The sequence below is a fragment of the Parerythrobacter lutipelagi genome (assembly GCF_005434975.1).
GTDB lineage: Bacteria > Pseudomonadota > Alphaproteobacteria > Sphingomonadales > Sphingomonadaceae > Parerythrobacter_A > Parerythrobacter_A lutipelagi.
The window spans coordinates 599,176-612,452 of sequence record NZ_SKCJ01000002.1 but is presented as its reverse complement, the minus strand read 5'-3'; the positions used below and the strand labels follow the sequence as shown (position 1 = coordinate 612,452).

Below are 13,277 nucleotides of genomic sequence, written 5' to 3'. Positions count from 1 at the left end.
CACTCGCAATGACCAGCGGGTGAATTGGAAAGATTCACCCTTTCTCGCGCAGCAGCCTGGCCTTGTCGCGCTTCCAGTCACGGTCTTTGACATATTCGCGCTTGTCCTGCGCCTGCCGCCCTTTGGCCAAAGCCAGCTCGATTTTCGCCCTGCCCTGGCCGTTGAAATAGATGCTCATCGGCACAAGCGTCATCCCCTTGCGTTCGACAGCCCCGGTCATGCGCGAAATCTCGCGTTCGTGGAGCAGCAGTTTGCGCGGACGTTTGGGTTCGTGATTGTTGCGGTTGCCGTGGCTGAATTCCGGGATGTTGGCGTTGATCAGCCAAACCTGTCCGTCGCGCACCTCGGCATAGCTTTCCGCAATCGAGGCCTGGCCCGCCCGCAGTGCTTTGACTTCGGTCCCGTGCAGCGCGATGCCGGCTTCGTATTTGTCCTCGATACTGTAATCGAACCGTGCGCGCCGGTTCTCGGCAACGGTCTTCTGCTTGTCGAATGCGATGGGTTTGGGACGTGCCATGATTGCGGGCCATGTAGTGGCTTGCCTTCGCCAAGGAAAGAGCCGCGCACAATCCGCTTGCCAAATGCCCCGCCGACATGACCATTACTGCGCGAACGAACGGCACGGCGCAGACGACAGGACACGCATGGAAACCAGCGATTTCGAAATTGGCGGCACCTTTGTTGCGGCAGGCACAACGGCAGATGTCATGATCCCCGTGACGACCATGGCGACGGGCTTCGAATCGGTCCTTTCGGTGCGCGTGCTGCACGGTACGAAGCCTGGTCCGGTGGTGTTCGTCAGCGGAGCGATCCATGGCGACGAGATCATCGGCACCGCCATAATCCAGCGTTTGGCAAAGCATCTCTCGCCCGAGATGATCAGTGGTACCGTCCTGCTGGTACCGGTGAGCAACATCTTCGGTTTCCTCAACAAGACCCGCTATCTGCCCGACCGGCGCGATCTCAACCGTTCATTTCCGGGCAGTGCCGGGGGATCGCTCGCCAGTCAGTTCGCATACGCGTTTTTCTCCGAGGTCATCCAGCGCTCGAAACTGGGGATCGATATCCATTCGGCTGCGGTGCACCGTTACAATCTGCCGCAGATCCGCATCGCATCGGGCAGCCCTTATCTGGTCGAACTGGCCATGGCGTTCGGCGCCCCAGTGATCATCGAGAGCCCTTTGCGGGACGGGTCCATGCGGGCGCTGGCGCAATCGTGCGACGTGCCGATGCTGTTGATGGAAACCGGCGAAGCGCTGCGCTTCGACCGGCTGTCGATCGAAGCCGGGGTCGGCGGGGTGCTGCGCGTGCTGGCGCATATCGGCATGATCGAGGCGGATGACGGTCTCTCGGTCGTCGGTATTCCGTCCCGCGCTAACAAGTCGAGCTGGGTCCGCTCGCCGCGCGGCGGGGTGACTCACCGGGTCAGAAAATCAGGCGACCCGGTACGCGCGGGCGATCTGCTCGCAACCGTTGGCGGGCTGTTTGGCGAGGATGCGCAGGATATTGTCGCCACGACCGACGGCATCATCATCGGCCACGCCACCCTGCCCGTGGTGCATCAGGGCGATGCGCTGTTCCACATCGCGCAAGTCGCTCACCCCGAACGCGCAGGAGAACGCATCGACACGATCACAGAAGCCATTCTTGCCAGCGATCCCGACGGTCCCGCAGAGCCTCTGCTCGACGAGGACGAGGTTATCTAAACGAGCCCGGCAATCTCCAGTGCTTCGTCCACCGCTTTGCGGCTCGCTTCGCTGGCGTTGACCAGCGGCAGGCGGACATCGCATTCGACCCAGTCATGCACGCGGGTCAGTGCATATTTGACCGGCGCGGGACTGGCGTCGGAAAACATCGCGTAATGCAGCGGGAACAGGCGGTCGTTGATCTCGCGCGCCTTGACAAGATCGTTGGCAGCGATCGCCGCGTGAAATTCGGCGCAGAGTGCGGGCGCGACATTGGCCGTTACCGAAATACAGCCCGCACCACCCGCTGCCGAATGCGGCAGCCACAATTCGTCATTGCCCGACAGCTGACAGAATTCATGGTCGAGGCCCATCCGGTGATCGGCAACGCGCGAAAGGTCGCCGCTGGCATCCTTTATCGCCACGATGCGGTCGGGGAACATCTTGACCAGTTCGACCACGGTCTCGTCTTCGATGTCAGTCACAGTGCGGCTCGGCACGTTGTAAAGAACAATCGGCAAATCACTGTTTTCGGCAAGAAAACTAAAGTGCGCGATCAGCCCCGCCTGGCTCGGCCGGTTGTAATAAGGCGCGACGCAGAGCCCCGCCGCTGCGCCTGCCTTGCTCGAGAAATTCATGTGCAGCAAAGCGTTGCGGGTGTCGTTCGAACCGCAGCCGGCGATCACCGGCACACGGCCCGCCGCCTGTTCGATGCAGACTTCGACCACACGGTGATGCTCGGCATTGGACAGAGTCGAGGCTTCACCGGTCGTGCCGCAAGGGACCAGCGCCTTGCTGCCGTTTTCGATCTGCCAGTCGACCAGCTTCCGAAAAGCGCTCTCATCGAACGTCCCGTCGCGAAACGGGGTCACAAGAGCGGGAATCGACCCTGAGAACATTTGCTTCTACCTCGCTTTATGCGCATGGAATGCGGCAAGAAAAGACCACAACCGGGCGCCTCGTTCAGCGCCTGATAAGGAGCCGCGCACCACTATGTCCAGCATGGACCGTATACCCTATATTGCAATCGCCGCTCTGACAGCCCCGCTGGTCGCCGCTTCGACACCTTTGGCGGCGCAGGATTATTCCAGTTGGGACCGTGCGCAGGCCGACATGGTCGCCCGCGCACCGGCACAAATCGATCAGGCAATTTCCCGGTGGGAGGCTCTCAACAAGTCCGGCTCGATGGCGTTCGGCGACTATGCCGGCTTCATCCTCGCCTATCCCGGCTTCCCCAAGCAGGACCAGTTGCAGCGCAAGGCCGAGAACGCTCTTGCAGACAGCACCGTGCCGCCGGCGCAGATCGTGGCGTTTTTTGACAGCAATCCGCCGCTGACCAATCCGGCCCGCGCCAGTTATGCCCTCGCGCTCGCATCATTGGCGCGCCCGGAAGCATCGGCCGTTGCCCGTGCAGCATGGCAGGGCGGAACAATGAGCGGCCCGACAGAGCTTTATCTCGAGGGGCTTTACGGGTCGCAATTCGGACCTGACGATCAGCGCGCGCGGATGGATGCGCTGCTGTGGCAGGGCGATCGCGAAGGGGCGAGCCGCCAGATGATTCGGATCGCGATGAACGACCGTGCCCTGCCCGCAGCCCGGCTTGCGGCACAGGACGGCGGACCTCATGTAACGCCGCCGGGCGGCCTCGCCGATCCAGGTTTTGTTTACGACATGGTCAAGCATCACCGTTCGGCAGGTCAGACATCGCGCGCCGCAGAGCTACTGACCAACCGCGCCCCATTCACCCGCCCCGCGCTCAATCCCGAAGCATTCGTCGGTGAAATGTTGGGCGTGGCCAAGGCGTCGGGTGCCGGCACCGCGGCCCGCATCGCCGGATCGGTCGACGATCTGTTTCCGCCAAATTACGATGTTTCCGATGGCTCCTTCGTTCTGCGGGATCGCTACACCGACCTGATGTGGCTCGGCGGGACCAAGGCGCTGTGGTCGCTCGGCGACGGGCGCACAGCAGCACCGTTGTTCTATCGCTATGGCACCGCCGCGAAAACCCCGCTGACCCGCTCCAAAGGTTTTTACTGGGCCGGTCGCGCCGCCAGGCAGGCGGGCGATACGGCAGAGGCGGAACGGTACTTCAACCTCGCTGCGCAATATCCCGATTATTACTATGGCCAGCTTGGACTGTCCGAGCTGGGACGCAGTGTAGCAGGCTTTGCGCCCATCCCGGCCGTGCCGCACAGCGCAGCGCAGCGGGCTGGCTTCGATGCCGATCCGGTCACGCGCGCAATCCGGGCATTGCGGAACAATCGCCGCGACTGGCGGACCGAGCGTGCTTTCTTCGAAGCGCTTGCCGACAAGGCGAGAACACCGGCAGAGATGGCGATGGTTGCGGATCTGTGGCAGCAGACCGGGCTCGACGAGATGGCTGTTGTTGCCGGAATGACTGCGGGCGAGCACGGCCTGAACGGTTTCGAGCGGCTCGGCTATCCCACCGTAGCGACCCATTCGGGCTCGAACTGGACCATGGTTCATGCGATTGCGCGGCAGGAAAGCGAATTCGATCGCAACCGGGTAAGCCACGCCGGTGCGCGCGGCATGATGCAGCTCATGCCGGGCACCGCGCGCGAGGAAGCGGGCAAGATCGGCGTGCAGTACATGTCCGCCAACCTGACCTCGAGCCCGAGCTACAATATCCGTCTTGGCGATGCCCATTTCGCGCGGCTGATGGACCGGTACAACGGGGCCTATCCTTTGGCGATTGCTGCATACAACGCAGGTCCCGGGCGGGTGAACCAGTGGCTGCGCCTCAACGGTGACCCGCGCACCGGCGCGGTCGACTGGGTGACCTGGATCGAGAAGATCCCGAGCAATTTCGAGACCAGATATTACGTTATGCGGGTGATCGGCAACGCGGTGACCTATGCCAATATGCACCCTGACAAATCACGCGCTGCAGAGCGCGACGTGAAGCACTACCTGCCCTGACCGGCTGGCCCTGAGGCTCAAGCCGATGGAAAGCAGGACCAACCCGATAACCCCGGCGGGTTATCGCGCGCTCAAGGCGCGCTACGACCATCTGCTCGGCAAGGAACGTCCGGAGATCGTCGAGATTGTCAGCTGGGCCGCCGGGAATGGCGACCGGAGCGAGAACGGCGATTACATCTACGGGCGCAAGAAAATGCGCGAGATCGACCGTGAGTTGAAGCACCTGGCGCGGCGGATGAAGTCGGCCCGGGTGCTCGATCCGGCAGATCAGCCAGACAAGTCGCGGGTGTTCTTCGGCGCGACCGTCGAACTGGCTGACGAGGATGATGCCCGCAAAACCATAAGCATCGTCGGCGATGACGAGCAGGATGCCAGCGCTGGCCGGATTGGCTGGTCGAGCCCGCTGGCCCGCACTTTGCGCGGCGCTGCGGTTGGCGATATTCGCACCGTGCGCTTGCCCGGCGGCACGAAAGAATGGGAAGTTATTGCAGTGCAATACCCCGACTAGCTGCCGGACATGGAAAGGCCGGGCTGCAGGGTCACTGCCAGCCCGGCCCAACAATTTCGCTTTGTAAGTTTATCCCGCCGACGCGTCACAGTCGCCCAGGCGTTGGCCGGTGACTTTCATCACCATCGTGCCCTTGCCGCCGGGCATGGTCGGGTCTTCCATGTCGACCGTCATGGTCATGTCCATCGACGAATCGGTATGCGAACCGTCGATCACCATTGTCGCGCTGCCGCCGGTGGGTGATTTGCACACGACCTTGCCGGAAATGTTGCCGCCGCCGACATCCATCGATTCGGTGGTGCAATCCTCGTTGTTGTCCATCGGACCTTGAGCCAGTTCGTCGAGGCCCTTCTGCATCTCTTCGTCGGTGCGGCATTCTTCGGTCGTCTGCTCCTGGCCAACCATCGCCTGGAACAGGCCTGCTGCTTCCGGCGGCGCACCGGGGATTTCGAATTTTTCGATCACCATGGTGTTGGACCACTTGCCGCCCTGCATTTTCACATCGCCCCCGCCCAGCGGGCCGCCTTCTCCGCACGCCGCGAGTGGCAAAGCCAGTGCTGCTACGGCTACAATCGAATACTTCATCAGTGAGACCTTTCCCTCGAAACCAAACCCCATCTTAGGCACCTGCCCGGCGAAACGTCACCCCATTTCTGGCCTCGAGCCAATCCGGCGATGAAATCCCCGCGCGCTTGCGCCCCGTGCGCTCCAATCATATGCGTTTGTGATGGCACTGATTGGACGAATTCGACGCATCGGCCTCGGCGCAGCTGTGCTGACCCTGCTGTGCGTTCCGGCAGTCGCTCCGGCACGGGACAGTTTGGGCGTCTTCTCCGATTGGGGGGCGTTCCGCGATTCTGCGGTTCCGCGGTGCTATGCGATTGCAAAACCATCTGCCAGCCGGGCGGCGCGCACCTTCGATCCCTTCGCCAGCGTTGGCACCTGGCCCAGACGCAAGGTCCGCAATCAGCTCCACATCCGCCTCTCGCGCAAAACGGCGGTCGGCAGCGCGATTACCCTGCGGATTGGCTCGCGCGATTTCGCTCTTACCGGCTCGGGCGGCAACGCCTGGGCTCGTGACCGCAGCATGGATGCGGCGATCGTCGCGGCGATGCGATCAGCCAGCCGAATGACGGTGAGCGCACGCGACGAGAACGGGCGCAGCTTCTCCAACCGGTACAATCTTGCCGGAGCCGCGACCGCGATGGACGCGGCGACTGTCGGCTGCGCGCGAATACGTTAGGCTGGCGCAACAGAGCGACGCGGCGAGGCTGCGCTGCGATCCTGCGGTACCAGATGCGCTGACAGCTCCTTTTGCTGGCAAATTCTGCGGCGCTTGACTATACGCGCGCTTCCCATGGCCGATACAGACCTCATGACCATCCCGGGACAGGTGGATCCCGTTCCTGTCGCGCGCGACATTACGCCGCGCGCTGACGGCCGCATCGACTTGCTCGGGCTGCCGAACGACGACATCCGCGTGCTGTTCGAACAGGCCGGGCTCGATCCCAAGCAAGCCAAATTGCGCGCGAAGCAAGTGTATCACTGGCTCTATCACCGCGGTGTGACCGGATTTGCGGCGATGACGGACATTGCCAAGACCATGCGGCCGTGGCTGGAAGAACGCTTTGTCGTCGGCCGCCCCACCATCGTGGAAGCGCAGCATTCAACCGACGGCACGCGCAAATGGCTGCTCCAGACCGATGACGGCCATGAGTACGAAATGGTGTTCATTCCCGATGCCGACCGGGGAACGCTGTGCGTTTCCTCTCAGGTCGGCTGCACGCTGAATTGCCGGTTCTGCCACACTGGCACCATGCGGCTGGTGCGCAATCTGACACCGGGCGAAATCGTTGGGCAAGTGATGCTCGCACGCGATGCGCTGGGCGAATGGCCCAAGGGAAGCATGGCCGGGCTCGACGCCGCCGAAGATGCTGGTGATTATACTTCGGACGGCCGGCTGCTGACCAACATCGTGATGATGGGCATGGGTGAACCGCTGTACAATTTCGACAATGTGCGGGACGCGCTCAAACTGGTGATGGACGGTGCCGGACTGGCGCTCTCCAAACGGCGTATTACGCTTTCCACCAGCGGCGTTGTTCCGGCGATGGCACGGTGCGGCGCAGAGATCGGCGTAAATCTCGCCGTCAGCCTGCATGCCGTGACCAAGGAGGTCCGCGACGAGATCGTGCCGATCAACAAGAAATACGGCATCGAGGAATTACTTCAGGCCTGCGCGGACTATCCCGGTGCCAGCAACGCGCGCCGCATCACCTTCGAATATGTGATGTTGAAGGACAAGAACGACAGCGACGAGGACGCGCGCGAACTGGTCCGGCTGCTGAAACATTACGATCTTCCGGCGAAGGTGAACCTGATCCCGTTCAACCCGTGGCCCGGCGCGCCCTATGAATGCTCAACGCCCGAGCGGATTCGCGCCTTTTCGAACATCGTGTTCGAAGCAGGCATCAGCGCCCCTGTGCGCACACCGCGCGGCCGCGACATCGACGCAGCCTGCGGCCAGCTGAAAACCGCCGCACAGAAGAAATCCCGGGCAGAGCGTGACCGCGAGGCTGCAGCAAACGAAGCCGCCGCCTGATGCAATTGCTGCTGCCGGAAGAGCCTGACGAGCTTGCGGCGTTGAAGCAGGAATTCTTCGACAACGGCCGTTGTTCGGTCCAGCCCATCCTGCCCGAGGAAGACGCCGAACGCCTCGCGAACTGGCTCGAGACGACCGATGGCTGGGCACGCATCCGGGGCCTGCGCAAGCAGAGATTCGATATCCCGCCCGGCACCGATCTGGCCGGCGACCCGCAACTGGCCGAAGATCATCGCCAGATCGATCGCGCCATCGCGGGCGACGCGAGCAAGAGCTTTGCCTTTCTCTATGACGGCATTCCCATGACGCCCGAGGCGCTGGCGGCGATGCCTGATAATCCGCTCTGCGAATTGCGCAGCGCGATGACCGATATGCGGGTCTATCAATGGCTGCAGGACTTGTCCGAAGAGCCGAAACTTTCTGCTGTCGAAATCCAGGCAACACGATTTACCCTGGGCGATTTCCTCTCGACCCATCACGATGGCCCGAACGAGGACCGCAAGATTGCCGCCGTGCTCGGCCTTTCGCGAGACTGGTCGGTCGACTGGGGCGGGAATTTGCTGTTCCTGTGCGGCGAAGATGGACTGCAGGGGCTCGTCCCCGGCTTCAATCGGCTGGACCTGTTCGCTGTCCCGCAGTTCCACTGTGTGAGCCCGGTCGCCCCTTCCGCGCCGCGCCCGCGCCACGCCATATCCGGCTGGTTTCTCGCCTGATGGCCGCAGACCCCGCGACGATTGCGTATTATGAAAGCAATGCTCCGCACTACACGCTGAGTTTCGGTCAGGCACCAAGCCGCCACCTCGACAGTTTTCTCGATCGACTGGAGCCCGGCGCACGCATTTTCGAACTGGGGTGCGGCGGCGGCCGTGATTCAGCGCGGATATTGGAGCGCGGCTTCGATCTCGACGCCACAGACGGCGTTGCCGCCATGGTACGCAAAGCCAATGAACGCTTCAATGTCGGCGCGCGGCAAATGCAGTTCGACCAACTGAGGGCAGAGGCAGCCTATGACGCTGTGTGGGCGCATGCATGCCTGCTCCATGTCGCACGGACCGACCTGCCCGGCATCCTGGAGCGTATTTTCCACGCGCTACGTCCGGACGGATGGCACTTTGCCAACTTCAAGTTAGGGGATGGCGAAGGACGCGATGTGCTTGGCAGGTTGCACAATTTCCCTGACGAGGAGTGGCTGGAGCGGTGTTACCGGGACGCAGGTTTCACGGTCGATCAGACAACGCGCTATCTTGGCAAAGGCGCGGATGGCACCATGCGGGACTGGTATGCGCTGACTGTGCAGCGGCCATCGTAGGCGGCGCTGCCTTTCCTACTCGCTGCCGCTATGCTCTAAGCTGTCAATCATGACTTGGATTGCTCAGCCAGTTTTGCCCCCGCTCATTTCGCATCGACGGATTGCCGAAGAAACTTCCACATCGGGACAGTGTTCCAGGTGTTCCACTTGCCTTGGCTGGACCACGCACCGGGGCATCGCATGAACCGCCCGGCCATCCTCATAACCGGCGCAGCCAAGCGCCTTGGGGCGGAAATGGCCAAAGCGTTCGGCGCAGCCGGCTGGCATGTCGTGCTCCATTACGGGCGGTCGGCGCGCGAAGCGGAAACGATTGCCGATAGCCTGCCAAGCGCTGAAGCAATCCATTGTGATCTGGCTGACGGCGCTGCGGCGGTCCGGATGGTCGAAGCGCTCGCCATGCGGCTCGATGACTGGCGTGTGCTGGTCAATTGCGCGGCGATCTTCAAACCCGACGATGTAACCGAACTCGATCCGCAGACGTATATGCGATCGATGCAGATCAACGCGAAAACCCCGACCCGCATGGCGCAGACCTTCCTCCAGCATGCCCGCGCGAACGGCGGACGGCGAGTCATCCAGTTCACGGACCAGAAGCTCACCAACCCTAATCCGGATTTCTTCAGCTACACTCTAAGCAAACACGCCGTAGCGGGTGCGATACCGCTCTTGGCGATGGGTGCGGCACATTCCGAAGATCGTATCTACGGCCTTGCGCCGGGTGCGATCCTGCCGAGCCATGACCAGAGCGAGGAAGAAACCGAAGCCAGTCATGTGCTGAATCCGCTACGGCGCAAAACCGGTGCAGGCGAGATCGCCGATGCTGCGCTGTTCCTCGCCAGCGGCCATCTGGCGAGCGGGGAAACGCTTTATATCGACAGCGGGCAGCACTTGCTCAACCAGTCGCGCGACGTGATCTATCTCGCCCGCGAAAGCGCAGCGTCATGAAGAAACACGCGCTCAGCACCCGGATATGGCACTGGCTCAACCTTGTCTGCCTCGTGATCCTGTTCATGAGCGGGCTGAACATTTCCAACGCGCATCCGTATCTCTACTGGGGTGAATGGGGCTTCTCACCGTCGCAGGCATGGCTCGAGGTTCCCCGCTTTCCGGGCTGGATGACAATCCCCGACTATTACAGCCTCGCGAAAGCGCGCGACTGGCACGTGTTGATGGCATGGCCTTTTGCCCTCGGGCTGTTGTTCATGTGGGTCGCCATGCTCGCGAACGGCCATTTCTGGCGAGACCTGCGGACCGCCCCGCGCGAATGGCGCCCCAAGGCCGTGTGGCACGATGTGGTCGAACATCTGAAGCTGAATTTCGAGCACGGTCCGGCGAAGTACAATTTTCTCCAGAAACTCGCTTACGGCCTGGTCCTTGGCGTATTCCTGCCCGGAATGGTGTTCACCGGCCTGGCGATCAGTCCGGGTTTCGAGCCCGCAGCACCATGGCTGGTCGATCTGTTCGGCGGGCGGCAGAGCGCACGTTCGCTCCACTTCCTGTTTGCATTCGGGCTGTTCGGTTTCCTGGTTGTTCATGTCGTTCTGGTCCTGCTCAACAAACCGTGGTCGCTCATGCGCGACATGATCACGGGCGGCTCGAACAGATGGGGAGACAAGTCATGAGCTTGCCGGTCGGACGTCGCGGTTTCCTCGCCGGAATTGGCGCGCTGTTTGTCAGCGGGTGCTCCAAAATGGCGGAGACCGACACCGCGCAATCGCTGTTCTCTGCGGCGCAGGGCTGGCACCAGAAGGTGCACCGTTCGCTGGCCGACCGGAAGGCGCTGGCAAGGGAATACCCCCGCTCGGCAATCTCCCCGTTCTTTCGCGGCAATGGTTCGCGCACCGTCGATACCGATGCCTACCGCGCATCGCTCGCCAGCGGGTTCGCCGATTGGCGGCTGGAGGTTCGCGGCTTGGTCGACACGCCGCTGTCGCTCAGTCTCGACAATTTGCGCGCCCTGCCCCAGCGGACTCAGATTACCCGCCACGATTGCGTCGAGGGATGGAGCGCGATTGGCGAATGGACCGGACCGCAACTCTCCACCCTGCTCGATGCGGCGGGCGTTCAGGACAGTGCAAAATTCGTCGTCTTCCGCTGCGCCGACACTTACGTCGGTCGCAAATATTACGAGAGCGTCGATATGGTTGACGCCTTCCACCCCCAGACAATCATCGCGCATAGCCTCAATGGCGAACCCCTGCCGGAAAGAAACGGGGCGCCGCTGCGGATGCGGATCGAGCGGCAGCTGGGATACAAACATGCGAAGTACCTGACCGCGATCGAAGTGGTCGATACGCTGGACGATATCGGCGGCGGCAAAGGCGGTTATTGGGAAGACCGCCTGGGCTATCAATGGTATGCGGGGATCTAATCCTCCGGATAGCGCCGCTTCATTTCCTCGAAGTCCCGCCGCACCATATCCTCCAGCACGGCGAGGTCCACGTCCGCCAGCTTGTTGATGTAAAGGCAGCTCTTGCCGCGCGAATGCTTGCCCAGCCGTTTCAGCGCATCGGCGTGTTTCTCGCCGGTTTCCGGATCGCAATAGCCACCCATCAGATAGAGCGAGAGCTTTGTCTTGCGCGGGCTGAAGCCGGTGCGCAGCCAATGCACCTCGCGCCCGCTGGCGTAGGTCGTGCAATAGGTGCCGTAGCCGATGATCGACGGGCCCCACATCTTCGGCTGCTCACCCGTCACCCGGCGAAACAGCGCATCGAGCACCTTCGCATCGCCGCGTTTTGCCGCCGGTTCGACCGCTTCGATAAAGTCCGCCGGATCGACATCGGTGATCTGGGTTTTGGCCTCCGCCATCGGTTTACCTCTCCTAATGCGATTGACAGGCTAGCGTCATAGACGCCATTTGTCAGCCAAAGCGTCACAGGGGATCACGCACAATGTTTCTGCTCGACAAGTTTCTGTCCAAGGCGATCAAGCACGGCCAGCTGATCGTCACCGATCACGACGGCAAGGAATACACCTACGGTACGCCTGGCGAATACGATCCCGAAGTGGGCGGCCGTGCCGGGCCGGTGCGGATCAGGCTGACCAGCAAGAAAGCGGCCAACCACATTGTCCGCTATCCGCAGCTTGGTGCAGGCGAAGCCTATATGTGGGGCTTGCTGGTGGTCGAGGAGCCGCACGACATCCGCGATATGATCCTGTTGGTGACGATGAATGCCAAGCGTCTGGGTGATGCGTCGCTCAAGCCCAAAGGCCCGATCCGCAAGACGCTGCAGCGCGCGGTTGCCAAGCTGGACGGGATCAACTTGCGCAGTTCAGCGCGGAAGAACGCCGAGCATACCTACAACCTTACCCGCCAACTGTATGAGCGTTTTCTCGACGAAGACCGCCAGTACACCATGGCCTATTATCGCGAAGACGACCCATCAGCGACGAGCCTCGAACAGGCGCAGATGGACAAGAAGGCCCATCTCGCAGCCAAGATGTATCTCAAATCGCCCGAAGATAATGGCGGCAAACCGATGAAAGTGCTCGACATTGGCTGCGGCTGGGGCGGCTTCGCGCTCTATCTCAACAAGATGTACGATTGCGAAGTACTCGGAGTTGCCCTCGCCCCCGACCAGATCGCTTTCTGCCAGGAACGGGCAAAAGAGCTTGGTGTCGAGGACAAGGTCAAGTTCGAGCTGATGGATTACCGCGACGTGACAGGCGAATTCGACCGCATATCCAGTGTCGGACTGCTCGAACACGTCGGCACGATCCACTATCCGCAATTCATGGAGCACACCAACCGGCTGCTCAAGAAAGACGGGGTGATGATCAGCCACTGCTGCGGCCGCGCGGGCCCTCCCGGCTTCACCGATGCCTGGACCCGCAAGTACATTTTTCCCGGCGGCTACATCCCCGCGCTGAGCGAGCTGGTGACCAATAGCGAGAAGTTCGGCTGGCAGGTGATGGATGTCGAAGCGATGCGCTTCCACTACAGCTACACGCTGGAAGAATGGTACAACCGCACCGTCATGCACAAGGACGAGATCGTCGAAATGTACGACGAAGAATTCTACCGCATGTGGCTGTTCTACCTCGCCGGAGCCGAGCAAAGCTTCCGCAATGGCGGGATGGTCAACTGGCAGCTGCAATATGTCAAAGACCGCAGCGCCATCCCGATGACACGCGAGTACATTCAGGAAGAGAGCGCCCGCCTGCGCGAACGCGGCGAAGTGCCGAAGTGGCGGTTCGCGGAGGCGTTGCGGGAGGCGGCGGAGTAAGTAAGGC

15 protein-coding genes are annotated in these 13,277 nt (G+C 61.8%); 11 read left to right on the top strand and 4 right to left on the bottom strand.

Going from position 1 to position 13,277, the window contains the following annotated elements; all coding sequences use genetic code 11:
* Nucleotides 1–34 precede the first annotated feature (34 nt).
* Complete coding sequence (smpB, locus tag E0502_RS11310) at nucleotides 35–517, bottom strand: SsrA-binding protein SmpB (protein WP_137678109.1); 483 nt, start codon at nucleotides 515–517, stop codon at nucleotides 35–37.
* A 64-nt stretch (nucleotides 518–581) separates the two neighbouring features.
* On the opposite strand from smpB, the gene E0502_RS11305 reads away from it, so the two are divergent.
* Nucleotides 582–1,706, top strand: coding sequence for a succinylglutamate desuccinylase/aspartoacylase family protein (locus E0502_RS11305; protein ID WP_240049028.1), 1,125 nt, complete (start codon nucleotides 582–584; stop codon nucleotides 1,704–1,706).
* Here E0502_RS11305 and dapA read toward each other — a convergent pair.
* Nucleotides 1,703–2,584: a 4-hydroxy-tetrahydrodipicolinate synthase gene (dapA, locus tag E0502_RS11300; RefSeq protein WP_137678108.1), complete on the bottom strand. Its 882-nt coding sequence runs from the start codon at nucleotides 2,582–2,584 to the stop codon at nucleotides 1,703–1,705. The genes E0502_RS11305 and dapA overlap by 4 nt on opposite strands.
* A gap of 94 nt (nucleotides 2,585–2,678) precedes the next feature.
* Between dapA and E0502_RS11295 the strand changes: the two genes are divergently transcribed.
* Together E0502_RS11295 and greB are read left to right on the top strand one after the other, a co-directional pair.
* On the top strand, nucleotides 2,679–4,625 hold the full coding sequence (locus E0502_RS11295) for a lytic transglycosylase domain-containing protein (RefSeq protein ID WP_137678107.1): 1,947 nt from the start codon (nucleotides 2,679–2,681) through the stop codon (nucleotides 4,623–4,625).
* Nucleotides 4,626–4,650: 25 nt separating this feature from the next.
* Entirely contained in the window at nucleotides 4,651–5,133 is a 483-nt protein-coding gene (greB, locus tag E0502_RS11290; protein ID WP_137678106.1) for a transcription elongation factor GreB, read from the top strand.
* A gap of 69 nt (nucleotides 5,134–5,202) precedes the next feature.
* Here greB and E0502_RS11285 read toward each other — a convergent pair whose 3' ends face one another.
* Nucleotides 5,203–5,718, bottom strand: coding sequence for a DUF3617 domain-containing protein (locus E0502_RS11285; protein WP_161593771.1), 516 nt, complete (start codon nucleotides 5,716–5,718; stop codon nucleotides 5,203–5,205).
* A gap of 142 nt (nucleotides 5,719–5,860) precedes the next feature.
* On the opposite strand from E0502_RS11285, the gene E0502_RS11280 reads away from it, so the two are divergent.
* From E0502_RS11280 to E0502_RS11250, 7 genes are all read left to right on the top strand, one after another.
* Nucleotides 5,861–6,376, top strand: a complete 516-nt coding sequence (locus E0502_RS11280; RefSeq protein WP_137678104.1) for an invasion associated locus B family protein — start codon at nucleotides 5,861–5,863, stop codon at nucleotides 6,374–6,376.
* A gap of 114 nt (nucleotides 6,377–6,490) precedes the next feature.
* Complete coding sequence (gene rlmN / locus E0502_RS11275; protein ID WP_137678103.1) at nucleotides 6,491–7,735, top strand: dual-specificity RNA methyltransferase RlmN; 1,245 nt, start codon at nucleotides 6,491–6,493, stop codon at nucleotides 7,733–7,735.
* Nucleotides 7,735–8,448, top strand: coding sequence for a 2OG-Fe(II) oxygenase family protein (locus E0502_RS11270; RefSeq protein ID WP_137678102.1), 714 nt, complete (start codon nucleotides 7,735–7,737; stop codon nucleotides 8,446–8,448). Before rlmN ends, E0502_RS11270 begins: the two co-directional genes overlap by 1 nt.
* Entirely contained in the window at nucleotides 8,448–9,044 is a 597-nt protein-coding gene (locus E0502_RS11265) for a class I SAM-dependent methyltransferase (protein WP_137678101.1), read from the top strand. The genes E0502_RS11270 and E0502_RS11265 overlap by 1 nt, the downstream gene beginning before the upstream one ends.
* Before the next feature lie 180 nt (nucleotides 9,045–9,224).
* Nucleotides 9,225–9,989 carry an SDR family oxidoreductase gene (locus E0502_RS11260; RefSeq protein ID WP_137678100.1) on the top strand — a complete coding sequence of 255 codons (765 nt, stop codon included), beginning with the start codon at nucleotides 9,225–9,227 and terminating at the stop codon, nucleotides 9,987–9,989.
* On the top strand, nucleotides 9,986–10,666 hold the full coding sequence (locus E0502_RS11255) for a cytochrome b/b6 domain-containing protein (RefSeq protein WP_137678099.1): 681 nt from the start codon (nucleotides 9,986–9,988) through the stop codon (nucleotides 10,664–10,666). The genes E0502_RS11260 and E0502_RS11255 overlap by 4 nt, the downstream gene beginning before the upstream one ends.
* Complete coding sequence (locus E0502_RS11250; protein ID WP_192895954.1) at nucleotides 10,663–11,415, top strand: molybdopterin-binding protein; 753 nt, start codon at nucleotides 10,663–10,665, stop codon at nucleotides 11,413–11,415. The genes E0502_RS11255 and E0502_RS11250 overlap by 4 nt, the downstream gene beginning before the upstream one ends.
* Here the strand turns inward: E0502_RS11250 and E0502_RS11245 are convergent.
* Nucleotides 11,412–11,852 (bottom strand): DUF1801 domain-containing protein, encoded by a 441-nt coding sequence (locus E0502_RS11245; protein WP_137678097.1) that lies wholly within the window; start codon nucleotides 11,850–11,852, stop codon nucleotides 11,412–11,414. The genes E0502_RS11250 and E0502_RS11245 overlap by 4 nt on opposite strands.
* Nucleotides 11,853–11,935: 83 nt before the next feature.
* On the opposite strand from E0502_RS11245, the gene E0502_RS11240 reads away from it, so the two are divergent.
* A complete protein-coding gene (locus E0502_RS11240; RefSeq protein WP_137678096.1) occupies nucleotides 11,936–13,270 on the top strand; it encodes an SAM-dependent methyltransferase in 1,335 nt (444 codons plus the stop codon).
* The last annotated feature ends 7 nt before the right edge of the window (nucleotides 13,271–13,277 follow it).